Source organism: Rhizobium freirei PRF 81 (genome assembly GCF_000359745.1).
Classification (GTDB): domain Bacteria; phylum Pseudomonadota; class Alphaproteobacteria; order Rhizobiales; family Rhizobiaceae; genus Rhizobium; species Rhizobium freirei.
Genome location: NZ_AQHN01000001.1, coordinates 36,811 through 62,626 on the forward strand (window position 1 = coordinate 36,811; position 25,816 = coordinate 62,626).

31 protein-coding genes and 1 riboswitch are annotated in these 25,816 nt (G+C 60.1%); of the genes, 13 read left to right on the forward strand and 18 right to left on the reverse strand.

Annotated elements, in window-relative coordinates; translation table 11 throughout:
• Position 1: 1 nt before the first annotated feature.
• A riboswitch (Fluoride riboswitch) is annotated at positions 2 to 89 on the reverse strand.
• 62 nt (positions 90 to 151) lie between these two features.
• The 11 genes from RHSP_RS00170 to RHSP_RS00220 form a co-directional block, all read right to left on the reverse strand.
• The gene (locus RHSP_RS00170; RefSeq protein ID WP_004106961.1) at positions 152 to 979 is read right to left on the reverse strand and encodes a class I SAM-dependent methyltransferase; all 828 of its coding nucleotides are present in this window, start codon (positions 977 to 979) and stop codon (positions 152 to 154) included.
• 169 nt (positions 980 to 1,148) lie between these two features.
• Entirely contained in the window at positions 1,149 to 2,192 is a 1,044-nt protein-coding gene (locus RHSP_RS00175; protein ID WP_004106964.1) for a Gfo/Idh/MocA family protein, read from the reverse strand.
• Positions 2,193 to 2,200: 8 nt separating this feature from the next.
• On the reverse strand, positions 2,201 to 2,986 hold the full coding sequence (locus tag RHSP_RS00180; protein WP_004106967.1) for a ThuA domain-containing protein: 786 nt from the start codon (positions 2,984 to 2,986) through the stop codon (positions 2,201 to 2,203).
• 163 nt (positions 2,987 to 3,149) lie between these two features.
• A complete protein-coding gene (locus RHSP_RS00185; RefSeq protein ID WP_476705480.1) occupies positions 3,150 to 3,497 on the reverse strand; it encodes a DMT family transporter in 348 nt (115 codons plus the stop codon).
• Between the two features lie 14 nt (positions 3,498 to 3,511).
• Entirely contained in the window at positions 3,512 to 4,075 is a 564-nt protein-coding gene (locus RHSP_RS00190; protein WP_037148608.1) for a TetR/AcrR family transcriptional regulator, read from the reverse strand.
• A 101-nt stretch (positions 4,076 to 4,176) separates the two neighbouring features.
• Positions 4,177 to 5,265 (reverse strand): ABC transporter ATP-binding protein, encoded by a 1,089-nt coding sequence (locus RHSP_RS00195; protein WP_004106975.1) that lies wholly within the window; start codon positions 5,263 to 5,265, stop codon positions 4,177 to 4,179.
• 94 nt (positions 5,266 to 5,359) lie between these two features.
• Positions 5,360 to 6,235, reverse strand: a complete 876-nt coding sequence (locus RHSP_RS00200) for a carbohydrate ABC transporter permease (RefSeq protein WP_004106977.1) — start codon at positions 6,233 to 6,235, stop codon at positions 5,360 to 5,362.
• Between the two features lies 1 nt (position 6,236).
• Entirely contained in the window at positions 6,237 to 7,142 is a 906-nt protein-coding gene (locus RHSP_RS00205) for a carbohydrate ABC transporter permease (protein ID WP_004106981.1), read from the reverse strand.
• Between the two features lie 70 nt (positions 7,143 to 7,212).
• Positions 7,213 to 8,478, reverse strand: coding sequence for an ABC transporter substrate-binding protein (locus tag RHSP_RS00210; RefSeq protein ID WP_004106982.1), 1,266 nt, complete (start codon positions 8,476 to 8,478; stop codon positions 7,213 to 7,215).
• Between the two features lie 235 nt (positions 8,479 to 8,713).
• On the reverse strand, positions 8,714 to 9,607 hold the full coding sequence (locus tag RHSP_RS00215) for a sugar phosphate isomerase/epimerase family protein (RefSeq protein WP_037148613.1): 894 nt from the start codon (positions 9,605 to 9,607) through the stop codon (positions 8,714 to 8,716).
• 4 nt (positions 9,608 to 9,611) lie between these two features.
• On the reverse strand, positions 9,612 to 10,655 hold the full coding sequence (locus RHSP_RS00220) for a Gfo/Idh/MocA family protein (RefSeq protein ID WP_037148616.1): 1,044 nt from the start codon (positions 10,653 to 10,655) through the stop codon (positions 9,612 to 9,614).
• A gap of 135 nt (positions 10,656 to 10,790) precedes the next feature.
• On the opposite strand from RHSP_RS00220, the gene RHSP_RS00225 reads away from it, so the two are divergent.
• The 3 genes from RHSP_RS00225 to RHSP_RS00235 all read left to right on the forward strand — a co-directional run bounded on the left by RHSP_RS00225 (position 10,791) and on the right by RHSP_RS00235 (position 12,699).
• Positions 10,791 to 11,834 (forward strand): substrate-binding domain-containing protein, encoded by a 1,044-nt coding sequence (locus tag RHSP_RS00225; protein WP_037148619.1) that lies wholly within the window; start codon positions 10,791 to 10,793, stop codon positions 11,832 to 11,834.
• A gap of 90 nt (positions 11,835 to 11,924) precedes the next feature.
• On the forward strand, positions 11,925 to 12,314 hold the full coding sequence (locus RHSP_RS00230) for a group II truncated hemoglobin (protein ID WP_004106987.1): 390 nt from the start codon (positions 11,925 to 11,927) through the stop codon (positions 12,312 to 12,314).
• Positions 12,315 to 12,321: 7 nt separating this feature from the next.
• The gene (locus tag RHSP_RS00235) at positions 12,322 to 12,699 is read left to right on the forward strand and encodes a DUF423 domain-containing protein (RefSeq protein WP_004106989.1); all 378 of its coding nucleotides are present in this window, start codon (positions 12,322 to 12,324) and stop codon (positions 12,697 to 12,699) included.
• Positions 12,700 to 12,735: 36 nt separating this feature from the next.
• On the opposite strand, the gene hmuQ is transcribed toward RHSP_RS00235, so the two are convergent.
• From hmuQ to RHSP_RS00260, 5 genes are all read right to left on the reverse strand, one after another.
• Positions 12,736 to 13,050: a heme-degrading protein HmuQ gene (gene hmuQ / locus RHSP_RS00240; RefSeq protein ID WP_004106992.1), complete on the reverse strand. Its 315-nt coding sequence runs from the start codon at positions 13,048 to 13,050 to the stop codon at positions 12,736 to 12,738.
• A gap of 18 nt (positions 13,051 to 13,068) precedes the next feature.
• Positions 13,069 to 13,347, reverse strand: a complete 279-nt coding sequence (locus RHSP_RS00245; protein ID WP_004107007.1) for a hypothetical protein — start codon at positions 13,345 to 13,347, stop codon at positions 13,069 to 13,071.
• Positions 13,344 to 13,742, reverse strand: a complete 399-nt coding sequence (locus RHSP_RS00250; protein WP_004107009.1) for a DUF2325 domain-containing protein — start codon at positions 13,740 to 13,742, stop codon at positions 13,344 to 13,346. Before RHSP_RS00250 ends, RHSP_RS00245 begins: the two co-directional genes overlap by 4 nt.
• 144 nt (positions 13,743 to 13,886) lie before the next feature.
• A complete protein-coding gene (locus tag RHSP_RS00255; protein ID WP_004107011.1) occupies positions 13,887 to 15,131 on the reverse strand; it encodes an energy transducer TonB in 1,245 nt (414 codons plus the stop codon).
• Between the two features lie 5 nt (positions 15,132 to 15,136).
• Positions 15,137 to 15,586 (reverse strand): hypothetical protein, encoded by a 450-nt coding sequence (locus tag RHSP_RS00260; protein WP_004107013.1) that lies wholly within the window; start codon positions 15,584 to 15,586, stop codon positions 15,137 to 15,139.
• 197 nt (positions 15,587 to 15,783) lie between these two features.
• Here RHSP_RS00260 and hemP point away from each other — a divergent pair, with 197 nt between their 5' ends.
• The 7 genes from hemP (at position 15,784) to RHSP_RS00295 (ending at position 20,811) form a co-directional block, all read left to right on the forward strand.
• Positions 15,784 to 15,957: a hemin uptake protein HemP gene (gene hemP, locus RHSP_RS00265; RefSeq protein WP_004107015.1), complete on the forward strand. Its 174-nt coding sequence runs from the start codon at positions 15,784 to 15,786 to the stop codon at positions 15,955 to 15,957.
• A gap of 10 nt (positions 15,958 to 15,967) precedes the next feature.
• Positions 15,968 to 17,023 (forward strand): hemin-degrading factor, encoded by a 1,056-nt coding sequence (locus RHSP_RS00270; RefSeq protein WP_004107017.1) that lies wholly within the window; start codon positions 15,968 to 15,970, stop codon positions 17,021 to 17,023.
• A gap of 10 nt (positions 17,024 to 17,033) precedes the next feature.
• Entirely contained in the window at positions 17,034 to 17,969 is a 936-nt protein-coding gene (locus RHSP_RS00275; protein WP_004107019.1) for a heme/hemin ABC transporter substrate-binding protein, read from the forward strand.
• A gap of 19 nt (positions 17,970 to 17,988) precedes the next feature.
• Entirely contained in the window at positions 17,989 to 19,080 is a 1,092-nt protein-coding gene (locus RHSP_RS00280) for a FecCD family ABC transporter permease (protein ID WP_420820079.1), read from the forward strand.
• 7 nt (positions 19,081 to 19,087) lie between these two features.
• A complete protein-coding gene (locus RHSP_RS00285) occupies positions 19,088 to 19,879 on the forward strand; it encodes a heme ABC transporter ATP-binding protein (RefSeq protein ID WP_004107026.1) in 792 nt (263 codons plus the stop codon).
• Between the two features lie 167 nt (positions 19,880 to 20,046).
• Complete coding sequence (locus tag RHSP_RS00290) at positions 20,047 to 20,397, forward strand: glycine zipper domain-containing protein (protein ID WP_004107029.1); 351 nt, start codon at positions 20,047 to 20,049, stop codon at positions 20,395 to 20,397.
• A gap of 9 nt (positions 20,398 to 20,406) precedes the next feature.
• Positions 20,407 to 20,811, forward strand: coding sequence for a hypothetical protein (locus RHSP_RS00295; RefSeq protein WP_004107032.1), 405 nt, complete (start codon positions 20,407 to 20,409; stop codon positions 20,809 to 20,811).
• Positions 20,812 to 20,965: 154 nt separating this feature from the next.
• On the opposite strand, the gene RHSP_RS00300 is transcribed toward RHSP_RS00295, so the two are convergent.
• A complete protein-coding gene (locus RHSP_RS00300) occupies positions 20,966 to 21,517 on the reverse strand; it encodes an RNA polymerase sigma factor (RefSeq protein WP_004107036.1) in 552 nt (183 codons plus the stop codon).
• A 12-nt stretch (positions 21,518 to 21,529) separates the two neighbouring features.
• Complete coding sequence (locus tag RHSP_RS00305) at positions 21,530 to 21,736, reverse strand: NepR family anti-sigma factor (protein ID WP_037148628.1); 207 nt, start codon at positions 21,734 to 21,736, stop codon at positions 21,530 to 21,532.
• Positions 21,737 to 22,001: 265 nt separating this feature from the next.
• On the opposite strand from RHSP_RS00305, the gene RHSP_RS00310 reads away from it, so the two are divergent.
• The 3 genes from RHSP_RS00310 to RHSP_RS00320 all read left to right on the forward strand — a co-directional run bounded on the left by RHSP_RS00310 (position 22,002) and on the right by RHSP_RS00320 (position 25,810).
• Positions 22,002 to 22,796 carry a response regulator gene (locus RHSP_RS00310; RefSeq protein ID WP_004107038.1) on the forward strand — a complete coding sequence of 265 codons (795 nt, stop codon included), beginning with the start codon at positions 22,002 to 22,004 and terminating at the stop codon, positions 22,794 to 22,796.
• A 147-nt stretch (positions 22,797 to 22,943) separates the two neighbouring features.
• Positions 22,944 to 23,975 carry a sensor histidine kinase gene (locus RHSP_RS00315; protein ID WP_004107040.1) on the forward strand — a complete coding sequence of 344 codons (1,032 nt, stop codon included), beginning with the start codon at positions 22,944 to 22,946 and terminating at the stop codon, positions 23,973 to 23,975.
• Between the two features lie 476 nt (positions 23,976 to 24,451).
• Entirely contained in the window at positions 24,452 to 25,810 is a 1,359-nt protein-coding gene (locus tag RHSP_RS00320) for an NAD(P)-dependent oxidoreductase (protein WP_037148631.1), read from the forward strand.
• Positions 25,811 to 25,816: the final 6 nt, after the last annotated feature.

The following is a 25,816-nucleotide window of genomic DNA, read 5'->3' on the forward strand; positions in this document are numbered from 1 at the left end:
GTTTTGAGTAGGAGTCATCAGCTTCCCTGGAAAATCAGAGCAGCGGTTCGGCCACCATGGCCCGGCAGAAATCCATTACCGTTGAATTTTCAATATAGATACAGTCCCGCTGCTGTCAATGCGCCGCAGCTGGCCCGCCAGATGCATTCCGTCACACCGCCCGGGCGATCATCTCGATCGGCGCAAGCAACCCTGCTTCCACCGACATGTTGACGTTGCTGCTCCGCTCACTTGCCCGCGGCCCCATCAACGTACGGAACCCAGTGTCCCGACCCTCGCCTGCTGCAGCCTTGGCGCGCGCCTCATGCGCCAGCCGGATCGCCAGGGCACTGCGATCCTGTTCCAGCTCGACAGCAAAGCCGGCCTTTTCGAGCAAACTGCGGTAAACGTCTGGGCTGCAGACGAAGCTCGTTTCCGGCTCCATCGCCCAGGGCATGGGATAGGGTAGCGCGCCGTCGCGCATCTGCATGATTTCATAGAGCCCGAAACGGCCACCCGGCTTGAGAATGCGCCTGATCTCCGCAAATAGTCTCGCCTTGTCCTCGATATTCATGCCGACGTGGATGAGCGTCGCCCGATCGAAACTATCGCTTTCGAAGGGCAGGGCGAGAGCGCTCCCCTGCCGGAAGGAGACTTGGTCGGCCAGACCACAGCGGGCCGTCAGCAAATTGGCAACCTGAACGAACTCCTCGGTAAGATCGATGCCCGAGACGATACATCCATAGGAATCGGCGAAATGACGAGCGGGTCCGCCCAGTCCCGATCCGATATCGGCAAGCCGCAGGCCGGCGGCAAGATCGAGATCCCGCGCGAAATCCACCGTGGCCGCATGCCGCCCCAGGTGGAATTCATCGACGCCCGCCAGATCGCGGATGCGCAGGTTGTCGATATCCTTGCCGTTGTCGACAAGGGTTTGCAGGATCGCCGTTTCCAGCGATCCATGCGTGTAATGGCTGGCAACTTTTTCCTCGGTGGACATGCGTGTGCTCCCAAGGCTTTGCCCGAAGGTGTCCTACTGCATAATTCCTTCAATCGGATTCGATTCAAGGATTAAATTATGCAGCAGATTTAAGGATTAAATTATGCAGCAGATTTAAAGTACTACAGCGACCTATGCGCCTCACATGCGACGCGCGGCGCTGTTGCCATCAGACCTTCAGTTCGCGCCGCTCCGTTTCCGTTACCATGGCAAGATCCAGCACGCGCTGCAAGTTGGCTGCGTGACGGAAGCTCGGATCCTGGCTGCTGCCGGTCATGACGGCATCGGCAAATCGCTCGTAGTTGGTCGGCACCGGCGGCACCTCGATGACCTTCCACGTCGCTGTTTCGGTATCATCGCCAAGACAACCGCGCAGTTCGGAGCCGTTCGGGCTGTGGGTCACTTCCAGGCCGCCGCGCTCGCCGTAGATACGCAGCTTCAGCTCGTTCAGATGTCCCGTCGCCCAGCGGCTCGCATGGACGACCCCAAGCGCACCGTTGGCAAAGTCGACCGACATCGAGAAGCTGTCGTTCGCATCAAGCGTATATTCACCGATCCGCTCGCCGGGCGCCTTCGCGAAGGTCTTCAGGCGTGCGAAGACGTGATCGATATCCGTCGCTGCGCCATAAGCGGCGAAATCGAGGATATGGATGCCGATATCGCCGAGAACGCCGTTCGAGCCGTGCCCGGTCGATAGACGCCAAAGCCACTTGGACTCGCTGCGCCAATCGCCCCAGGCCCTGGAGACAAGCCAGCTCTGCAGATAGGACGCCTCCACATGCTTGACCGTGCCGATCTCGCCCGAGATCACCATCTCGCGCGCCTTCTGCAGCTGCGCGACATTGCGATAGGTCAGGTTGACCATGTTGACGACCCCTGCCCTCTCGGCAGCCTCCGTCATCTCGAGAGCCTTTTCATGATTCTCCGCAAGCGGCTTCTCGCAGAGAACATGCTTGCCGGCGGCAAGCAGCGGCAGGGTCGTCGGATGGTGAGCCTTGTCCGGCGTGACATTGGTCACCGCATCGAACTCGCCCCAGGCCAGCGCTTCGTCGAGCGACAGGAAGCGCTTCTTGATATCGAACGTATCGCAAAAGGCGGTGAGCCTCGTCGCGTCAGTATCGACGGCGCCGACGATTTCGACGCCAGGAATGCGGGCGAAATGCTCCACATGGTTCTTCGCCATGCCGCCCGTGCCAACTACTATGAGACGCATATGATACCTCAGCGATAACCGGCTTCGCCGGCCTGGTGCAGTTTCGGGCCACGCTCGACGATCGGCTCCAACGCCGTCTCGACCGGAACGTTCGGCGCATCATGGATGCTGGCCTGGGTGCCGAGCGGATTGTGGGCCCATTTCACGGAGTTGATCAGAACCTTGTGGACCGTGGCGTTGTGATAGGTCGGATAGGTCTCGTGACCCGGACGGAAATAGAAGATGTTACCGGCACCGCGGCGCCAGGTCATGCCCGAACGGAAGACTTCTCCGCCCTGGAACCAGGAGATGAACACGGTTTCCAGCGGCTCCGGAACGGAAAACTGCTCGCCGTACATTTCCTCGTTCTCGAGCTCGAAATGCTCGCCGAGGCCGGCTGCGATCGGATGGCGGGGATTGATGACCCACAGGCGCTCGCGCTCGCCGGCCTCGCGCCATTTCAGCGCGCAGGGCGTGCCCATCAGGCGCTTGAAGACCTTGGAAAAATGGCCGGAATGCAGAACGATGAGGCCCATGCCCTCCCACACCCGCTTGGCGACGCGCTCGACGACTTCGTCGTTAACGGCTCCATGATCCTTGTGACCCCACCACAAGAGCACGTCGGTGTCCTTCAGGCGCGCTTCGCTGAGGCCATGCTCCGGCTCCTGCAACGTTGCAGTGGTAGCCTGGATACCGGCATCGGCATTCAGCGCCTTGGCGATGGTGTTGTGCATGCCTTCCGGATAGATATCGGCGACGACCTTGTTTGTTTGCTCATGAATGTTCTCCCCCCAAACGACGGCGCGAATAGTCATTACGGCACTCCTCTAATTCTATTAGGATTGAATAGGTTATGTGATCCAAAGCGCTTTGGGAAAGCGCCATACTTCAAACCTTCATCAGCCTGCTTTATAGAGACATAGAGCCTTCAAAGCGATTTGACAAAGGCAAAACTGGCCATGAACAACACCTCTGTTTTCAGTGCGACACGGATTTTGAAAAGAGATTGACGACGAGCACGCCGGCAATGATCAACCCCAGGCCGATGATGGCGGCAAGGTCGAGTTTCTGACGGAAAAGCACGACCCCCACAACCGAAATCAGCACGATGCCGAGCGCGCTCCAGATTGCGTAGGCGATGCCCACCGGAATGACCCGCAACGTTACCGAAAGGCAATAGAACGCCGCGGTGTAGCAGACCACCAGAACGACCGTCGGACCGAGGCGGGTGAACTGCTGCGACATCTGCAACGCCGTCGTGCCGATCACCTCCAGCACGATCGCAACCAGCAGCATTGCATAGACCGATGCATTCGCCATTCCCATGTCTCCGACGATTCCTAGAGGTGTGTGAGCTCGACAAGCCGCCCGATGAGCGTCGCGCGCGCGCCTGCGTCCATGTCGTGACTGCCGAGCAGGTCCGCGAGCCAGATCCCATCGGCCGCCAACCTGACGATTGCCGCATCCACCGAGGAATCCGTACCGACATATTCCTCACTGCGCTCGCGCACCCACTCGTGCCAGCGCTGCCGCAATTGCGGCTCGGTAAGCAGCACCATCGTCACCTGTGCCCAGTCCTTGTTGCCCTGCGGCTGATCGCGCAGTGCCAGGCAGGCATGCAGGTAACCGCGGGTGAAGCGACCATGCGGCAATGGATCCGCGCGCATCGCTTCCTCGATTGCCGCATCCAGCCGCTCCAGCAGGCTGTCGAACAGCGCTTCGAGAAGCATGTTCTTGCTGGGAAAGTGATGCAGCAGGCCACCCTTACTCACCCCGGACGCACCGGAAACGGCATCCAGCGTCACCGCGGCCATTCCCTTTTCGGAAGCAAGCCGCGCCGCGACCTCCAGCAATTGCTGGCGGACGAACAAAGGCTGCTTCTTCCTATGGTGTGCAGTGGACATGGCGACATAACATACCAATTGGACGGTTTCGTCAATAATCTGATTGGCGACTTCTAGGCCTTATTGTTTGTGAATGATCCTCGTATGGCTCTCTCCTCAGTTCAGTTTACCGAATGATGTGCCGCATCGCTCGCATCGAAAATGCTCACCTTCGTTGCCTCGACGGCGAAGGCGATCGGCGAACCTGTCGTGATGCTCGTCATGCCAGGATCGGTGCCGATGATCTTCGAGCCGTCCTTGAGCCGGACATGAACGAGCGACCGGTCGCCGAGGCGCTCCACGGTCTCGACCTGACCGCCGATATCGCCCTTTTCCGCCGTCGTGACGACCAGATGCTCGGGGCGGATGCCGAGCGTCAGCCCGGAATTCGAAATGCCGTTAAGCCCGACCGCCGTCTTGATGACCGATCCATCCGGCAACGTCGCCGTCGCCAATCCGCCTGCCTCGCTAACGCCGGCAATGCTGATGAAGTTCATGCCCGGCGATCCGACGAACTGAGCGACATAGCGCGTCGCCGGGCGTGTATAGATCTCGACTGGCGACGCCACCTGCTCGATCTTCTTGTTGTTGAGCAGCACGATACGATCCGCAAGCGTCATCGCCTCCACTTGGTCGTGAGTGACGAACACCATTGTCGCGCCAAGCCGCTCATGCAGCTGCGCCAGCTCGACACGCGTACGCGTGCGCAATCCGGCATCCAGATTGGAAAGCGGCTCGTCGAAGAGGAAGACATCAGGTTCGCGCACGATGGCGCGGCCGATCGCGACACGCTGGCGCTGGCCGCCTGATAGAGCCGAAGGCTTGCGATCCAGAAGGTGTGGCATTTCGAGGATCTTCGCGGCCGCCTCGATGCGCCTGGCGATCTCGGCCTTCGGCGTCTTGATGTTGCGCAGGCCGAAGGACATGTTGTCGCGAACGGTCATGTGCGGATAGAGCGCATAGGATTGGAACACCATAGACACGCCGCGCTCGCCGGGCGGCAGTTGATCGACCCGCCGCCCGCCGATCCAGATCTCGCCGCTGGTGATCGACTCCAGACCGGCGATCATGCGCAGCAATGTCGACTTGCCGCAGCCCGAGCCGCCGAGGAAGACGACGAACTCGCCGCGCTCGATCGTCAGATCGATATCGTTGAGAACCTGCACGGCGCCGAAATGCTTGGTGAGGGACTTGATGTTGATGCCTGCCACTTTGCTCCTCCTGCGGAAAAATCGAACTTCGTCAGACTTGCCATTCATCGCGCCCCGCCCGACGATCACAGTCGGAACGGGGCTTCCGCATTGGTTATTTGACGGCACCTACGGCGACACCGCGCGTCAGGGTCCGTTGGAAAATCAGAAAGAAGATCACCGTCGGCGTGATGCCGAGCAGCGAGGCCGCCGCAATCGCGGTCGGCTCCTGCGTATTGGCGCCCGACAGCACGCCCATGGCGACGGAAACCGTCTGGTTGTTGTTGGAGACCAGAAACACCAGCGGGATCAGGAACTCGTTCCAGGTCCAGATGAAGAAGAAGGTCGCCAGCACCGCCAGCGTCGGCCGCAGCACCGGCACGATCACCATCCAAAGGATCTGCCAGCGCGTGGCATTGTCGATCTGCGCCGCCTCGATGATTTCGCGGGGGAAGGTCGCCAGCACCGAAGACAGAAGATAGGTCCCGAAGGCGGTGTGCAGCACGCCGATGATCAAGATCACGGAGAGCATCGAATCGAACAGGCCGACCTGCTTGGACATGTAGTAGAGCGGATAGACCAGGGCTTCCTGCGGCGCCATGATCGAGATCAGCAGGATGACGAGCATCACCTGTCCGCCGCGTACGCGGCCGATGCCGATGGCATAGGCGTTCAGCAGGCTTAGAACGACGGCCAAGATCGCTGTGCATCCGCTGATCAGAATGCTGTTGAAGAGTTTCCGGGGGAAATCGACATTCATCCAGAAATTCTTGAGCGCCGTCAGGTCGAAGCTATGCGGAAAGGCAAGCGGGCCATTGGCGGCATAGTCGGACGGCGTCTTGATGGCGTTGAAGGCGGCCAGGAAGAACGGAAACAACGTACCTGCCAGGAAAACAAGCAGGATGGCCAGAACGACCCATCGGCCGATCCCTTTCTTCTGGCTGTGATGCACCGAAACGGCCGGGGCGGAAATCGCAGACGTTACCGCCATGTCAGTGGCCTCCCTCAGCCTGTTTCGATTGCATGCGCAGGAACACAACGCCCAGTATGATGGTAATGACCGTTTGCAGCGTCGCGATGGCCGCGGCATAGCCGACGCGGTTCGTGGTGAAGAAATGATAGTAGGAGAGATAGGATGGCACCGTGGTCGCATTGTCGGGGCCGCCCGATGTCAGCACGTAGATCGGCGCAAAGACCTTGAGCGCCGCGATCAGCGTCGTCAGCGCCACCACGAAAATCTCTGGCATCAGCATCGGAATGGTGATGGAGCGGAAGCGCCCGAACCAGCTTGCATTGTCGAGTTCGGCCGCCTCGTAGAGCGAAGGGTCGACGCGCGCCAATCCGGACATGAACACGACAAGGCAGTAGCCGACCTGGACCCAGACGATGACGGCGGAAACGGCCCAAAGCGCATAATTTGCGTCCCCCAGCCAGTTCTTGGCGAGGAAATCGAGCCCAATGGCTTTCAATACCGCGTTGATGATACCGATCGGGTTGAGGATCCACCCCCACAGGACGCCAGCCGCGGTCAGGGGCAGGATCTGCGGCAGGTAGAAACCGGCGCGGAAGAAACTCGACCACGTCTCGCTGAATTGCGCGCTGATATAGTCGAACAGCACCGCCGCCAGCACCAGCCCGAGGAGGATCGGTACGATGGTCATCGAAATGATGAACAGCAGCGTATGCTGGATCGAACTCCAAAAGAGAGTATCCAGAAGCAATCTCTGATAGTTTTCAAAACCGACATAACGCGGCGGAATGACCCCGCCCTTCCATGTCGTGAAGCTGATCGCGAAATTGGCAATCAGGGGAATGAGCACCACCAGCACAAATCCCAGCATTCCGGGGATCATGTAGAAATAGTACCCCGCCCTGCCGGCGCTCTTCGACTTTTCCATCGAATTCCTCCAGTCCGATACGGCGGGCGGCATCAGGGCCGTCCCGCCGTTGTGATTGTCGCCGATGGTGTTATTGCGCCGCCTGCACGTCGTCGTAGGCCTTCTTCAACCGTGCAGCCAATTGATCAGGCGACGTGGAGCCGTTCACCAGGCCGGTGGTCGCCTGGATCAGCAGTTCGTAATAGCCAGGCACCGGCCAGTCCGGGTAGAAGCCGAGGCCACCCTTGCTGGAAATCTGGTGGAAGAGCTCGACATTGCGCTTGCCGACCTCATCGGTGATGGCAGCCGGATCTGCATCAATCGCCACACCGCCAAGATTTGCCTGTTCGTTCTGATTGCCCTTGCTCAGCACAAGATCGATGAAATCATAGGCAAGATCCTTGTTCTTGGCGCTCTTCGGCACCATGAACATGCTGCCAGTCGAGCCGACAGTGTACTTCGTCGTCGGGAAAATGAACTGGCTCCATTTGAACGTCTTGATAGTGTTCGCAAAATTGCCGTTGTTCCACGTACCGCTGACGAACATCGGCGCCTTGCCCGAAGAGAATACGTTGGCGGCGTCCGTTCCCTTGAGGCCGGTCGAATCCTTCGAGATGTATCCCTTGCCCACCCAGTCAGCAATCTTCTGAGCGGCGAACAGGAAGGGCTTGGTATCGAGCGGCGCCTTGAGACCCTGATAGTTTTTGACCCAGGTGTCGTCGGCTTGCGTTAGCGCCAGCGTGTAAAGCAGGTGTTGTGCATTCGAATCCACCGTACCATAGGCAAGCGGCGTGATGCCCTTCTTCTTGAAGGTATCGAGCGTTGCCTCAAACTCGGCCAGCGTCGTCGGCACTTTGATGCCGTTAGCCTGGAACATGTCGATGTTGTAGAAGACCGAGACGAACTCGCCGAGTGCCGGGATGCCGATGATCGGACCCGAGCCATAGACGCCATTCTGGTCATATTTGCTGAGCTGCGTATTGGTTTCGTTCAAGACCTTGTCCCAGCCGCGCTTCTTGAACTCATCATCGAGCGGTGTCAGCAGCCCCTGCGAGGCAACGAGGCCCGCTGTCGCATTGCCCTTATTGTATTCGAGCACATCAGGCGCCTGATCCGAATTCAGAATAAGGCTGCCAGCCTTCTGCAATTGATCGAAGGTTTTCTGCTCGAAATTGACGGTTACATCGGGGTGTTTGGCCTTGAATGCGCCGAGTGCCTTCGTCCAGGCCACGGCCTGAGGCGTGTCGGGCAGCTCGTACCACCAGACGTTAAATGTCTTGCCCTGGGCTTGCGCCACACCGGCAGCCAACAGAAGCGACATGCCGGCCGAGATCGCCAGCTTCGAAAAAATATTCATATATTCTCCTCCACCTGCGAACCGTGACGGTTTTGAACCGACGACATGGCCCGCGCTGCCGTCGGCTTTTCCCTCATTGCTGCCGGTGCATTCGCCCGCCCTCCTCGGAACGATCAGCAAATGCGCGGCAGTCCTCCATTTGGTTGCCCGTCTCGCGCAGAGCGTTGGCCGCCCCACGCCTTTGATTAACGCACAACTCGCCTCCTAAATCGATGCAGATTCGCCAATGCGTGGGTCACTCGACGTATTCACCGCCCCGGCTTCTCTTGAGATAGTTCAGTCCGTGAACCTGACCAGTCATCTCGAGCGCATCGCGATAGACCGGATCGTGCCAGCCCTCGATGTCGATCGAGCCGGACCAGCCGGCAAGGCGCAGCTCGGAGATGATGTCAGTCCAGTTGCTGTCGCCGAAGCCCGGCGTGCGCATGAAGACGAACTTCTCCTTGCCGAAAATGCCGTGCTCCTTGATGACCTCCCAGCGGATCGTCGCGTCCTTGCCATGGACGTGAAAAATCTTTTTCGCCCATTTGCGGATCTGCGGCAGCGGCTCGATCAGATAGACCATCTGATGGCACGGCTCCCATTCCAGGCCGAGATTGTCGTCCGGGGTCTCGTTGAACATCAGCTCCCAGGCGTCGGGATTGTGGGCGATGTTCCAGTCGCCGGTCGCCCAGTTGCCGTCCATGGCGCAATTTTCGAAGGCGATCTTGATGCCCTTGTCGGCAGCGCGCTTGGCAAGCTCGCTCCAGACCTGCTTGTAGCGCGGCAGGCTGTCGGTGAGCGGCTTGTTGCGGATGCGGCCGGTGAAGCCGGCAACGCAGGTGGCGCCGAAATGATGGGCGTTGTCGATGCAATCCTTCCAGCCCTGCAGCGTCTGCAGGTCCATCTCGCGCTCTTCGAGCGGATTGCCGAACATGCCGAGGGTCGAGATGGTGATGTCGCGATCGCCGATTGCGTCGCGGCAGCGCTTGCCGAGATCCGCAAGGTTCTGACCATTGGTAGTCTGCCAGAAGAAGGGCTCGAAGCTCTCGAAGCCGAGATCGGCGATCTTGGCGATGTTCCTGGCGGCGTCCTCGTTCGTCGCCCTGATCATCGTGCCGATGCGGATGGCCTTTGCCGGATTAGTCATGATCTTACTGTCCTTGTGCTGAAATATCGATGCGCCGGCCGGTCTTGGCGCTCTCGATGGCGCCTAAAACCATGGCGAGGCTGCGAATATTGTCTTCGCTTGCGGTCTCGGGCGCCTTGCCCGTCCTGATCGCCTCGATGAAGGAGGCGATGACGCTGGCGTGGCCGTGCGTCTCTTCCTCATGTTTCGGTCCGGGAACTTCGATCGGCGCGAAGCCATGCAGGAGGCCGGGCTCATTGCCGGCGACACTGGCTTCGAAATTCTCTTCGCCGTCCCAGGTCAGCATGCCCTTGCTGCCGGTCAGCCGCCATTGGCTTTCCCAGCTCGTGCGCCGGCCCTCGGCGCACCAGGAGCCGCGATAGCTGAAGACGACGTCGTCGGAAAAATCGAAGAGCGCATGCGCCGATGCGCCATGCTTGTACCAGGATCCTGCAGGGTTCTTTTCGACGCAATAGACCGAGAGCGGCACCTTGCCGGAAACGAAGCGAGCGGCGTCGAACGTATGGATCGCCATATCGAGCAGCAGGACGCTGTCCATTTCCTCGCGGAAACCGCCGAAATGCGGACCGAGGAAGAAATCACAGTGGACGCCCGTCAGCTCGCCGATCGCCCCTTCCTCGACGAAGCGTCGCAGGCGACGGATCCCGGAGATATAACGGCGGTTCTGGATGATGGCATGGACCTTGCCGGCCTTGGCGGCAAGGTCGATCAGGGCGTCGCCTTCGGCAAGCGACGTCGCCATCGGCTTTTCACTCAAAACATGACAGCCAGCCTTCAAAGCCGTCGAAACCACAGCGAAGCGTGCCGCCGGGATGACGACGTCAAAAACCAGATCGGCCTTCGTCGCCGCGATGACATCGCCGAGATCCGAGCCGATGACGGCATCTTCCAGAGAGAACTCTTTCGCAAGGTTTTCAGCGGTCGCACGATTGAGATCGACCAGGCCGACGACCTGGATGGATTCGGCAAGCGATGGTGTCGAGGTGATGGCCCTGAGCCAGCCTTTAGACATAGCTCCGCACCCGCACAAAATGGCATTGAATTTCACGATGTCCTCCAGCGGGCGGTGATCAACCCCTCATGACACGCGCTCCGTAAACGTTTACGATACTATGCGAAAAGATTTTCCTGTGTCAATAGAGGAGGACAACGGAAAATGGCGCATGGAGGAAAACCGCGGCCGATGAAGGGAATTCGCCAGCTTGCCGAACATCTCGATATCTCGATCGGCACAGTATCACGCGCATTGAACGGCAAGCCGGATGTGAACGAAGAGACCCGCAAGCGCGTGCTCGCGGCCGCAGAACAACTCGGCTATGTGGCCAACCAGTCCGGACGCAGCCTGCGGCAAGGCACGACGAATGTCATCGGCCTGATGATCCAGTCCAGCCGGGAAACGGTCGAGAATAGCGACAACTTCTTCCTGACCGTGACGGGCGGCCTGCAGAGCGTATTCTCGCGGCACAATCTCGATCTGATCATGCTCCCCTGCCCGCATGACGAAGACCCTTACGAATATCTGAAACGCATGGTGGCAAGGCGCATCGTCGATGCGCTGATCCTCTCCGAGACGCAGCGCGTCGACAAGCGCTTCGATATGCTCGCCAAGGCGAAAATTCCGTTCGCGGCGCTTGGCCGCAGCCTCTCGGGCGTGCAGCATCCGTGGGCCGACCTGGATTTCGACGGCGTCGCCAATTGCGCCGTCGACCGCCTCGTCGCGCGCGGGCACCGTCGCATTGCCATCAGCACGCCCGCCAGCGACATCAATCTCGGCTTCGTCTTCGTAGAAGGCTATCGCCGTGCACTGGAGCGGCATGGCATCCCCTATGATCCGGCGCTGGTCATCCGCGCCAAATCGAGCGAACAGGGTGGCTATCAGGTCGCCGATGAACTGCTTCGCCTGGAAGACAGGCCGACGGCTGTGATCCTGATCTATGAGCTGATGGCGATCGGCTTCTATCGGCGTGTCATGGAGGCTGGCATCATTCCCGGTCGCGATATCGCCGTCGTCGGCTTTCGCGAGGCGCCGCGCGCCAAATTCCTGCAGCCGGCGCTGACCTGCTTTCGCACCTCGCTGCACGATCTCGGGGTCGAACTCGCGGAAATCCTGCTTTCCAGCATGCCCGCCTACAACCATATCTACCCCAACACGAAGCGCCAGAGGACCTGGCCGCTCGAACTCGTTCCCGGCGAAAGCGACGCCTTTCACCTGACGACCGGCAAATAAGGCAGCGCCGAAACGCCGCACCGGCCATATCGGCGGTTGCGGCAGCGCCCGTCAGTTGCCATGTAGAGCATCGCAAACAGGGGCCGAGGCTTGAGCGAAGAAACCATCACACTTTACGAAGCGATCGGTGGCGACCGCACGGTGCGGGCGTTGACCTCGCGTTTTTACGAATTGATGGATACGCTGCCCGAGGCAGCCAATTGCCGCGCCGTACACCCGCCGAGCCTCGAAGGTTCGCAGGAGAAGTTCTACGAATATCTGACGGGCTATCTTGGCGGGCCGCAGCTCTACATCGAAAAGCGCGGCCATCCCCGCCTGCGCAGCCGGCATTTCGTCGCTGCCATCGGCCCGACCGAACGCGATGAGTGGCTACTTTGCTTCCGCCGAGCCATGAACGAAACCATCGAGAACGAAAAACTGCGTGCCATCATCTGGGAGCCCGTCGAGCGTCTGGCCTTCCACATGCAGAATAGGGAATGAGGAAGATATGAGCATTGGCGCCACAATCCGTCCGGCCACCCTGTTTATCGCCGGCATTCTCGGCGGCGGCGGCGTCGCGCTTGCTGCAGCTGCCACTCATGGCGGCGATACGCATTTCCTTGGTGCAGCCTCCACCATGAGCCTCGCCCACGCCCCTGCCCTCCTGGCGCTCTACGCCGGCTATGACCGCATTCGCACGGCGCCTGTCGCCGCTGTTCTGCTGGGATTGGGAACGCTGATCTTCGCAGGCGACCTGATCAACCGTCACTTCGGCGGCAGCTCGCTCTTTCCGATGGCGGCACCGACGGGCGGAATGGGCATGATTGCCGGTTGGGCCGTAATCGCGCTTGGCGCCTTCTTCAGGACGAAGGCCGAAAAAGCTTAGGGCCGGCGTCGTCATCGGCAAGCTGAGAAGACCGGCTTAAACGCCGGGAACCACGCTGAAGCCTTCGAATTGCGGCGGCCCCCAATAGAGCCGCTTGTTATCGCTTGCGCGGCGATGCGCCATGCGAAAATGCTCGGATTTCGTCCACTTGATGAAATCCTCTTCGCTGTGCCAGGCCGTGTGCGAGGAAAACGGCGTATAGCCACCATCGACATCCGCTTTGCCGCGCAGCAGGCGAAACTCCAGGAAGCCGGGCACGTCGGAGAGCCGAGAATCGCGCCCTCTCCAAACCTCTTCGAATTCGCCCTCCAAACCGATGACGACCTTGAAGCGGTTCATGGCGATGTACATGGCAACCTCGTTCGACGATCAGACCTTTTTGCGGCGTGCGACAGTCTTATCCACGTCAAGCGCAAAGGCAACGACATTTGCGCCGTCACGGCTGGCCACGTCCAGCGGCTGATCCGGCGCTTCTCCCGGCATGCGCGCCTTCCACGCCGGAAAGGTCGCGACATTCGCGGCGCGATGCTGCTCTTCGGCGCGGCGCATCAGCAATTCATAGAGTTCGGGCACAAGCCCATCGCCATTCTGCGCGGCCAGCTTGTGCAGGCCGATCAGAACAACCCCGTCAGGGCCATTATCGATCATTGGGAAACGTCTCGTTCTTTCATGGTCTGCAGCGCCCGCTCGAGGCTGGACTTGCTGCCGTTGCGCAAGGGAATGAAGGCCTTGCCGAACTTCTTGCAGCCGGTCTTCACCCGCAGGCACGCATCGTGGCTGATACAGTCGATGGGGCAGAAGACGCAGTCGACCGAGGGCAATACCGTATCGATACGCGACACCGCTTCACGAAGGCCGCCATCGTGATGGATCAGTTCGGCCCCGAAGTTGCTGGCGATCTGGCGCAGATGGGCCACCTGGCAATCGCGACCGCCGACATAGAGAAAGCTGCGCACATCGAGATTGGACTTCCCGGAGGTCTGTACCGTCGCCTGCACCTCACGGCTCCCGCGGCCAGAATCCTTCTTCCCCTTACGCGCCATGCATCACCCGTTTGCTGGTTGCTCTTGCACGCTCGATTCCGCCGAGCGCGAGGCGACCTTAGTAAACATGAGTTTTATAGTAAAGTATAAAGTTGATAGTTTTCATCATATTTTATCGCAGACCATGCACGCCATGATGACCGACTATCGCGATCCAATCTGAACGGCCTGCGTGGCCGGCCATGCGGACCTCCCCCACTCAGGAGGCAGTGGCGGAAATGGCGCAGCCTGGCGGATGAGATCCATCACAGCCTGATCCAATTCGGGGTTACCGGAACTCCTCACCAGGGAGAGAGAGCGGAGTTCGCCGCCTGCGCCGATCGTCAAAGACATGGCAACCGTCAGGCCCGTCTTGTATTTCGAGGGCACGCGCCCGACAAATCGCCTGACGCGCGCCTCAACCTTGCCCTTGTAATTTGCCATGACCGCGTCGCCAGAACCGGTGCGTCGAGCGTTGACAACCGAGTTGTTGTTATCGGATCGGTCCACTTCGGTTCCGTCGACAGAACCTCTCCTGGCGTCCTCCCGACCCTCCCCTTTCGACCCCGATTTCGCCTTGACGATCTTTGCGACCGGCTTCTTGATGTCCTTCGGCTTCTCGATCGGCTTCGGTTTCGCAACGGGCGTCGCGACCTCCCGCTGAGGCTGGGTCGGCTGAATCTCGGCAATCTGGGTCTCAACTGGCTGGATCACCGTCGTGTCGGCCGGTGCCTGTGTCGCCAAGATCTGCGGCTGCTCGGGAACGATAGTTTCGGGAGGCGCCTGCTCGATCGGCTGCACAGCTTCAGCCGTCTGGACCGGTTGAGCCTCAACAGCATGCGGCTGAACGACATCGGGCTGCGGCGCCTGTGGCCGGGCTTGCTCCGGGGTGACTTCGACCGGTTGCACCGTCTGCGCCTGGACTGCTTCGGCGGTCACCTGCTGCTGCTCTGGCTGCTGATTCTCGTCGCCGGCTGCGATCTGATCGGCATCGGAATTGCCGATCATGACGACGCTGACGCTATCGCCCGCCTCTTCCTTCGCCTCCTCCGGCGTCGCAATGAAGGTTAGCAGCAATAATGCGACCACGAGCGCATGAAACAGGCAGGAGCCCAGGCTGGAAAAAACAAGCCGCTTTCCGCCGCCCGAAGCTGCCACCTGAAGCTTCTCAGGCAGCGCATCCATCGGCAGCTGTTCCGCCGCCTCAATTGGAGCCGGCTCGGCAGGATGCTCCGGGAAGGGGCTGATCTGCGTAAGGCGGCCATAGTGTATCACCGTCTCGCCGGCCGGCGGGCGTGGCACGCCTTCGAGGCCGGTCAATTCATGGCCGGGCAGCGCGCTCGGATAGTTGTCATTCAAGCCGCCATTGTCGCGGCGTTCCATGGAAACCTTGACCGAGCGCATCGCCATGGCCGTCAGCCTTCAAAAGGAACCGATGTTTGCGAGCGGGTCGCCAATGCGGCCTTGCACTCGCCCGCCGCCGGACCATCGCATACGGGCGTATCGTTGATGATGATGCGGGAGACGGCTTCGCATTTCACGCCGGGCATGTCGAATTGCCGCACGCGCTTCTTGCCGAGCGGCAGATCGCGGAAATCGAGGACGGTGACGCGATCGACGGCATTCTTGTCGTTGAAGAAGGCGAGTTCGAAAGAGATCTTGTTGATCGGCGTCGCCATCTCGTTCTCGGCGACGAAGGTCATCATGCAGCCCTTCTGTGACGGTGCCAGCGCATTGAGCTCGACATTGAGCTTGTGCGCGGCGGTTGCCGGGGCCGCGCTTGCATCCTCGGCAAAGGCCGGGACGCCGAATGTCGCGATGGAAATCCCCGAGACAGCGAGCGCCAAGATCGTTTTCGTCAGCATCGGCATGTCTCCCGAAATAGGTGTCGACGCGCGCCAGCCAACCAACTAACCGCCCTGGCGTGTACCGTCGAAATTTTTAAACTTGACTTTCTTGGTATCCTATTGCGTCTTTATGAAACCATGAGTATTAAAGTCAAGATAAATTTGACCGGACAGCAGTTCGGCTACCGATGAATTTTCAGGCAAAACCAAACAGGATGATTGCTGACAAGACCCCAACGCCGCCGGCACGAAGCACGGCGGCACCGCAATTAAGAATCGTCGAGAGCACGGATATTTTCCGAGGCCAGACCGAAATCATGATCAGGCACGAAGGCGTCATCTATCGCATGAAGATTACGCGTCAAGGCAAGCTCATACTCAACAAATAGGCATGAAAAAATGACTGAAACGACCCGACCGACACCCGCCGAAATCCGCGCCTTCCGCGCCGAAAACCCGAAGATGCGCGAACGCGATATCGCCGCCCGCCTCAACATTTCCGAAGCAGCCCTGGTGGCTGCCGAAGTCGGCATCTCAGCTACCCGCATCGACGCAAGCGTCGACCGCTTCCTGGCGCGAATCGCCTCGCTCGGTGAAATCATGGCCTTGTCGCGCAACGAAAGCGCCGTGCACGAGAAGATCGGCGTCTATGAAAACATGAAGTTCGGCGTCCAGGCGGCCATCGTGCTGGGCGAGAATATCGACCTGCGCATCTTCCCGAAGCGCTGGGTGCATGGCTTTGCCGTCACCAAGCTCGATGGCGATCAGCAGAAACTGAGCCTGCAGTTCTTCGACAAGGCCGGCGATGCCGTCCACAAGGTGCATCTGCGCCCCGCGTCGAATGTCGAAGCCTATCACGCCATGGTCGCAGAGCTGCGCATCGAAGATCAGTCACAGGAATTCGTCGAGGACCGCTCCGGCTACGATAATGGCGCCGCGGACGGCGACGTCAGCCGCGACGAGCTGCGCGACCACTGGAGCCGCATGACCGACACGCACGAATTCTTCGGCATGCTGAAGAAGCTGAAGATCGGCCGCCAGGATGCCATCCGCACCGTCGGCGACGACTATGCATGGAAGCTGGATGCCGGTGCCGTCGCCGAGATGATGCACGCCTCCGTGCGCGAGGGCCTGCCGATCATGTGCTTCGTCGCCAACGAAGGCACCGTGCAGATCCATTCCGGCCCGATCGTCAACGTGCAGACCATGGGTCCGTGGATCAACGTCATGGATCCGACCTTCCACCTGCACCTGCGCCAGGACCAGATCGCCGAGACCTGGGCCGTGCGCAAGCCGACCAAGGACGGCCACGTGACTTCGCTCGAAGCCTACAACACCAAGGGCGAGATGATCATCCAGTTCTTCGGCAAGCGAAAAGAAGGCTTCGACGAGCGCCCCGACTGGCGCGCCATCATCGAAAACCTGACGAAAGACGGCGCCAGCGTCGCTGCATGAGAAATGGTCAATGACGATGTTTAAGAACTTCAAGCGCATCAGGCCTTGGGAAATTGCCTTGACTATGGCGGTGATGACTCTGCCGCTCGTGCCGGCAAGCCCCATCGCAGGCTATGGCGGCTTTGTCCGGCATGCCTATGCCGCAGAAACGCCGAAGAAGCTGGATACCACCCGCCTCGTCTCCATCGGCGGCGATGTCACCGAGATCGTCTATGCGCTCGGCGAGGAGAAGCGGCTGATCGCCCGCGACTCCACCAGCCTCTATCCGAAGGAAGCGACCAAGCTTCCCGATGTCGGCTACATGCGCGCGCTCTCGCCGGAAGGCATCCTGGCCGTCAACCCGACGGCCATCATCGCGGTCGAAGGCTCCGGCCCGCCGGAGGCGCTGGCCGTATTGCGCAATGCCAGCCTGCCGTTTGAAACCGTGCCCCAGACCTATGATCGCGACGGCATTCTGAAGAAGATCGACGTCGTCGGTTCTCTGCTTGGCGTGCCGGAAAAGACGAAGGCCCTGGAAGATAAGGTCGCCGCCGATCTGGATGCCGCCATCGGCGATTCCGCCAAGCGCCCGGAGGCCGAGCGCAAGCGCGTGCTCTTCGTGCTCAGCAACCAGAACGGCAAGATCCTCGCTTCGGGCAGCAATACGGCAGCCGACGGCATCATCAAGCTTTCCGGCTCCATCAACGCCATCGGCGGCTTCAGCGGTTACAAGTCTGTCACCGACGAAGCGATCATCGAAGCCAAGCCCGACGCCATCCTGATCATGGATCGCGAAGGCCCGCTGTCGATGTCGAACGAGGACCTGCTCAAGCAGCCGGCGATTTCGCTGACGCCAGCCGCCAGCCGCAAGGCGATCATACGCATGGATGGCCTGCACCTGCTCGGCTTCGGACCGCGTACCGCCAGTGCGATCCGCGAGCTGAACGCCGCCATCTACGGAGGCTGACGTGGCATTCAACAATGCCATGGCAGGGCTGAAGCAGATGTCGCAAACCACGGCGCGCCGTCGCGAAGGGGATCGCACCGCACTTGCGATCCTCGTCATCGTCAGCCTCGTCCTGGTTTCGGCAGCTGCCATTGCCGTCTCGATCACCACAGGCGCCTCGAACGCGTCGATCGTCGACGTGATCGCCAGCATGCTGAGCGGCCGGGCAGAAAACGCGCTCAGCATTCGCGACCGCATCGTCATCTTCGACATCCGCCTGCCCCGCGCCATTCTCGGCTTCCTGATCGGCGGTGGGCTTGCGGTTTCGGGCGCCGTCATGCAGGGTCTGTTTCGCAACCCGCTGGCCGATCCCGGCCTGATCGGCGTTTCCGCCGGCTCCAGCCTCGGTGCGGTCGCCATGATCGTGCTCGGCGGCAGCGTACTCGCCCCAGTCGCGCACATCTTCGGCATCTTTTCGCTGCCCATCGCCGCTTTCGTCGGCGGCCTGATAACAACGATTTTGCTCTATCGGATTGCGACGCGACACGGACAGACATCGATCGCAACGATGCTGCTTGCCGGCATCGCGCTCGGCTCGCTCGCCCTGGCGGCAACCGGTATTCTCATCTATATGGCCGACGACCGGCAGTTGCGCGACCTGACCTTCTGGAGCATGGGATCGCTGGCCGGCTCGACCTGGAGCAAGGTTGCCGGCGCCGGCCCGATCATCATGCTTTCGCTGCTGCCCCTTCCCTTCATGGCGCGCGGCCTGAATGCGCTGACGCTCGGCGAGGCGGCAGCCTTTCATATGGGCGTCGCCGTACAGCGGTTGAAAAATGTCGCCATCGTCAGCGTCGCCGCAGCCGTCGGCGCTTCCGTTGCCGTCAGCGGCGGCATCGGCTTCGTCGGCATCGTCGTCCCGCATATCCTGCGCATGGTGATCGGGCCGGATCACCGTTTTCTGCTTCCCGCCTCGGCCCTGCTGGGCGGCTCGCTGCTGGTCATTGCCGACGTCGTCGCCCGCACCATCGTTTCCCCGGCCGAACTGCCGATCGGCATTCTGACCGCCGGCGTTGGCGGTCCCTTCTTCCTGTGGATGCTGCTCAGGCAGCGCTCGCGCCTCAGCCTGTGAGCCTGCGATGATCAATGTTTCCAATCTCGTTGTCCGGCTTGCCGGCAAGGCTATCGTCGAAGACGTATCCTTTGCGGCGGAACCGGGAACGCTGACGGCCATCTGCGGCCCGAACGGCTCCGGCAAGACGACGACGATGAAAGCCATTTCGGGCGAACTGGCCTACAAAGGCTCGGTGCACATCAACGGCGCCGAGGTCGGTGGTCTGGAACCATGGCAGCTCGCAGAAATGCGGGGCGTCCTGCCGCAGGCAAGCTCGATCTCCTTCCCCTTCACCGTGCGCGAAATCGTTCGCATGGGCCTCACCAGCGGTCGCAACCGGCATCCTGAACAGGCCGATCGCATTGCCGCCGAGGCGCTTGCTTCCGTCGACCTCGGCGGCTTCGAGGGGCGGTTCTACCAAGAGCTCTCCGGCGGCGAGCAGCAGCGCGTGCAGCTCGCCCGCGTTGTCTGCCAGATATCCGAGCCCGTCATCGACGGCAGGCCTTGCTGGCTGCTGCTCGACGAGCCGGTCTCCAGCCTCGATATCAGCCACCAGCTCACCATCATGGCGCTCGCCCGGCAATTCTGCCGACGCGGCGGCGGCGTCATCGCCGTCATGCACGATCTCAACCTGACCGCGCTTTTTGCCGACCGGATGGTCTTGCTAAAGGGTGGCCGCCTGCAGGCAGCTGGTCCGGTGAAAGAGGTCTTGACCGACAGGCACCTTCAGGATGTGTTCGGCTGCAGTCTGCGGGTCAATCGCGTTCCTGCCAACGATGCTCCCTTCGTTCTTGCCCACAGCGCGCTCGCCGACTGATGCGCCTTCAGGCACCCGACCCGGAACCTTTTGCTACACCCGCGCGTTGAGGTTCGGTGATCTGAATCAATGTTCCGCGCGCTACATGGTTTAGCGTGATGAACGATACACGATCATCGCGAACAACAGGCGCTTCGGGTGCCTATGCAAAGCAAAGGGAGCTAGATATGGCGACATCCTTTCTTCATTCAGCGCGAAGCAAGCGCAATGGCAGCAACCTGCAGAACGTTGAGGCCAGCATCGAAGAACAGATCGAATCGCTGCGCGAGGAAGTCGCGGCCTTTGCCAAGCTCATCAGCGAGAGCGGCGCAAAGCGGGGCGAGAAATTGCGCGCGAGTGCCGAAACGGGATTTGATGACCTGACGGCCCGCGGTGAGGAATTGCTGCGCGAACTCCAAAGCGGCTATGCGAGAGGTTCGCGTCAGGTCCGCAGAACCGTGCGCCAGCATCCAGTTGCCACCATTGGCGCTGCTGCAGCCTTCGGTCTTGCCGTTGCTCTGCTTCTGTCTCGCCGCTAGGGTGGCGGGATGATCGCTCCGATACTCGGCCTGCTTCTGTCAGGCACATTCAATCGCACCGTTGCGCGAACCAAGCGCAACGGTATTTTCATTGCCATCGCGGTCCTGCTCCTGCTCACCGCCTATGCATTCGCACTCGTGGCGGCAGCCATCTGGCTTGCGACCATCTATGGCGCCGCAGTCTCGGCGCTGCTGATAGCGGCAGGAGCTTTGCTGCTGGGGCTGATCGTCCTCGTCATCATGGCGATCATCGACAAGCAGGAGCAGCGCCGGGCTCGCGAACGTCGGCTGGCGATGGAATCGATGGCCACCGCAGTCCTCGGCCTCGTGCGCAAGCAGCCGCTGATGACAGCCGCCATTGTGGCGGCGCTGGTATTCGGCAATCTGTTCGGAACGAGCGATAAGGACGACTGATCCGGCTGCCTTCGACGCCCGGGCTTGCCAGACACTTCCAGGAAAGGTGCGCAACGGTTTTCCACCCGGAATGCGGAAGGGCCCCAACGAAAACACAAGGCTCCTCTAAATTTGCGCGGATGAGAAAAACCCGGTCTATCGACCGGGCTATTTGTCAGAAGGCGAATGCCTTGGATGTCAGCGGCGCCGAGGTGGCGTCAGGGCCGAAATCCGCCTCGCCGGAGATATCGAGTAACTCCTGCAGCCGCTGGCGCGCGCGGTTGACGCGGCTCTTGATGGTGCCGACCGCACAGCCGCAAATCTCCGCCGCTTCCTCATATGAAAATCCGGAAGCACCAACCAGGATAATGGCTTCGCGCTGATCCGGCGGCAGCTGATCCAGCGCCTTGCGGAAATCCTGCAGGTCGACCGCGCCATATTGCGAGGGATGCGTCGCCATCGATTCGGTGAAGACGCCATCGCTGTCCTGCACTTCGCGGCCGCTCTTGCGCATCTGGCTATAAAGCTCGTTGCGCAGAATGGTGAAGAGCCAGGCCTTCATATTGGTGCCCATCTCGAAATGATCCTGCTTCGCCCAGGCCTTCATGATCGTGTCCTGCACAAGATCGTCAGCCCGATCATGGCGACCGGTCAGGGAAATAGCGAAGGCTCGGAGGCTCGGAAGGGCCGCGAGAAGCTCGCGCTTGAAGCTCGTTTGCGTTTCCATCGCGCCCACCCCCTATTCGGAGACCTTTGCGGAAGCCAGGCGCTCGGCGTGATCCAGCTTCTCGAGCAGATCGAGGAAGCGATCCGGAATGGCTTCATCCTGCACGGCGGAATAAAAGGAGCGCAGCCTGTTGCCGATCTGATTGTTGGGATCGAGAATGTCCATTGCGCTCAGGTCCGATACATTCTTGTCTGCGTCCTCGGAATTTTGGATGGTCATTTACCCTGCTCGCTCTTCGATTGTCTCGCATTCATGGGCGGGTTTTATATCACCGCTTTTCCGCCCGGGAGACCAGTCAACTTCGCCCAAAACTGTTTCCTTACGAATCGTAAAGGATGAAGCCGACTGACTGTAAGCATTGTAATGCGACTGCATAAAAAAAGTTCCGGCAAAGAGGAACTTTTTTACTGAACTGACGTTTGTTAGTCGCTGCAGCTTCCACGCTGTATTTTATTTAGAATTTGATAAAGGGCGGGAGCCACTGATGACACTTTCCACACGCATCGCGCCGCATCTTCCGTATTTGCGTCGCTATTCTCGTGCTTTGACCGGAACGCAAACGTCAGGGGACGCCTATGTTGCTGCGGTTTTGGAAGCCATCATCACCGACATCTCGATCTTCCCCGACACGGACAGCGACCGCGTCGCACTCTATAAACTGTTCACCAGGCTGTTCGGTTCCGTAACACTTCAGATTCCCGAGCCGGCCTCTCCTTTCGCCTGGGAACAGCGCGCATCGGTCAACCTGTCCAAGGTCTCTCCGCGTGCGCGGCAGGCGTTTCTGCTCGCTTCCGTAGAAAGTTTCCGCCTCGGCGAGATCGCGGATATTCTCGACATCTCCGAAAACGAGGCCATGCACCTGCTGGACACCGCGTCGCAGGAAATCTCGCGCCAGGTGGCGACCGAAATCATGATCATCGAGGATGAGCCGCTGATTGCGATGGATATCGAGCAGATGGTGGAAAGCCTCGGGCATCGCGTCACCGGCATCGCCCGCACCCATGCGGAAGCCGTTGCGCTCTTCAATGCTACGAAGCCGAAAATGGTGCTTGCCGACATCCAGCTTGCCGATGGCAGTTCGGGCATCGATGCCGTCAACGATATCCTGAAGACAGCCAGCATTCCGGTGATCTTCATCACCGCCTTCCCGGAGCGGCTGCTGACGGGCGAGCGGCCTGAACCAACCTTCCTCGTGACCAAACCGTTCAATCCGGACATGGTGAAGGCCCTGATCAGCCAGGCCCTCTTCTTCAATGAAACCACAAAAGTAGCTGCCTGATCGAAGTGAAAACCCTGCGGCGGAACAAAGATTGCAGCCGGGCGTTGGTGTCGAAGATGGTCGGTTTACCGAGTATTATGCCGGGCGATTTTATAGGTCGGTTCAAGTTCTTACGAACGAGGATACCCTATCGGCGGGATTCTCGAAATGCGAGTGAAAGGCAAGCCGGTGAATACGTCTGAACCATTACCCGGCGCGCCTTTGAGTTTGGAAGGCAAAGCCGCTCTGATGGAGCGCGCGCTTGCGAGCGCCAGCGTGTCTATCCTGTTTCAGGATAAGACGCTTGCAATACGCTATGCCGACAATCTGCCGGATCATCTGCAGCCATCGCTCGTGATTGGCGGCAACGATCTGCATCTTTTCGGCGAGAAAGACGGCGAGCATCTCTTGCGCCTGAAGCGAGGTGTACTCGATAGTGGTAAGCCGGCAACCGCCGAAGTCGAAATTCCAAGCGGCGATGGCATACGCATCTACGAGCTGAAAATGGAGCGCATCGGCGGCCGCAAGCCGCAAGGCGTCTTGTCCGTCATCTCAGAAATCACCGAGAGCCGCCATCGCGAAAAGGTTTTGAAGTCGCTGTTGCGCGAGTTGTCGCATCGCTCCAAGAATCTGCTGGCAATCATTCAGGGCATCGCGACACAGACCGCGCGCCATACGCTTTCGGTCGACAATTTCCTGATCAAGTTCCGCGGCCGACTGCAATCCCTGTCGAATTCGCAGGATCTCATCACCGACTCGAGCTGGCGCGGCGCTTATCTGTTCGAGCTTGCGGAAAAGCAGTTCGCTCCCTACTGGCCCGATGCCGGCGTGCCCATGCCGATCTTTGGCATCAATGCCCATCTGACACCCAATGCCGCCGTGCATCTGGGACTTGCCCTCCATGAACTGATCGTCAACTCCGCCTCTCACGGAGCGATCTCGGCCGGAGCAACCAGCATCACGCTGAATTGCAAGGAAGCCGAACTCGACGGCAGGAAGGCGATCGAAGTGGCATGGTCCGAGCGTTTCTATGCGCCCGGCAACCATGAGTTCGAAGACAACAGCTTCAGCCGCACCGTGCTCGAGCGCGTCGTGCCGACCTCCATGAACGGTCGCGCCGACTTCGCCATGGGCGATGGCAGCATCGGCTATCGCCTCACCATTCCCGAGACCGAGTACGAGATCCTGAGACGTCGCTGACGCGGAATAGAAAACAGCCAGTGCGAGGGCGGCGCACTGGCTGCTTTACACTCATCGGGAGGGGACCGTGAGTAGATGTCCGATGATGCTATTGAGCTGCATCAGGGAGATGCAATCATCATCGCGACAGTTGATTAACGGCGCTGCCGGTTCTTGGTTCCATCCGGCGTCGGAAAATTTCATTTTTCTTCACATTCACTCCAATCAGCGAGAGATTGTTCGCCGTTTGGCGCGACCCGCGCCTCCATCAGCGAGTGCCGCAACGTCTCCGGCTTCGCAGTGCCAGCAAAGCGATGCGAATTTAAGCACGTAAAAACAAACCGTTGGAAGCAGTTCGCGGATTCTCGACGCTGCGGACCCACTTGTTCGAAACATCCACCCAACCAGATTCGTGCTCCAAAATTTTACCGTTTGATAAATTTTTTAAGCTGAGTTACCGTTCCTGTACTAGCCGTTTACTATAAGAGGGAACTTCAATGGGACGACTGGAAACTGGGATTCATAAAGGCAGGCTCACGCCCGCCGAATATGATGCAAACTTTTCCGATCTTCACCCGCGTCTCAACAAACACGAGGCGCTGGTCGCATCCGACCGATGCTATTTCTGCTACGACGCGCCGTGCATGACGGCCTGTCCGACATCCATCGACATTCCGATGTTCATTCGCCAGATCTCGACGGGCAATCCGATCGGCTCGGCCAAGACGATCTTCGACCAGAACATCCTCGGCGGCATGTGCGCCCGCGTCTGTCCCACCGAACAGCTCTGCGAGCAGGCTTGCGTGCGCAACACGGCCGAAGAGCGCCCTGTGGAAATCGGTCGGCTGCAACGCTATGCGACCGATACGGCCATGGCCGAAAACAAGCAGTTCTATTCGCGTGCCGAATCCACCGGCAAGAAGATCGCCGTCGTCGGCGCCGGCCCCGCCGGTCTTGCCTGTGCCCATCGTCTTGCCGTCAAGGGTCATGACGTCACTATCTTCGATGCCCGCGAAAAGGCCGGCGGCCTGAACGAATACGGCATCGCCACCTACAAGACGGTCGACGACTTCGCCCAGAAGGAAGTCGACTACGTGCTCGCCATCGGCGGCATCGAGGTCAAGAACGGCCAGGCGCTCGGCCGCGATTTCAGCCTTTCCGATCTGTCTTCGCAGTATGACGCCGTCTTCCTCGGCCTCGGCCTTGCCGGCGTCAACGCGCTGCGCACCGAAGGCGAGGACCTCGATGGCGTCGCCGATGCTGTCGCCTACATCGCCGAGCTGCGCCAGGCCGGCAGCAAGGCCGACATCGCCATCGGCCGCCGCGTCGTCGTTCTCGGCGGCGGCATGACCGCGATCGACGCGGCCGTGCAGGCCAAGCTGCTCGGCGCCGAAGAGGTGACGATCTGCTATCGCCGCGGCAAGGAGCACATGAACGCCTCCGAGTTCGAGCAGGATCTGGCCGCCTCCAAGGGCGTCATCATCCGTCATTGGCTGGCACCGAAGCGCATCCTCGACAAGGACGGCAAGGTCGCCGGCATCGAAGTCGAATATACCGAACTGCGCGACGGCAAGCTCACCGCCACCGGCGATGTCGGCATCATTGCCGCCGATCAGATCTTCAAGGCCATCGGCCAGACGTTCGAAGCATCGGGCCTCGGCGCGCTGCGCATGGAATCCGGCCGCATCGCCATCGATGGCGAAGGCCGGACCTCGATCGAAGGCGTATGGGCCGGCGGCGACTGCGTGCTCGGCGGCGATGACCTGACGGTCTCGGCCGTAGCACAGGGTCGCGACGCGGCCGAATCTATCAACAATGCGCTCGCTGCCGCCAAGTCGGCCGCTGCAGTCGCCTGAAAGGAG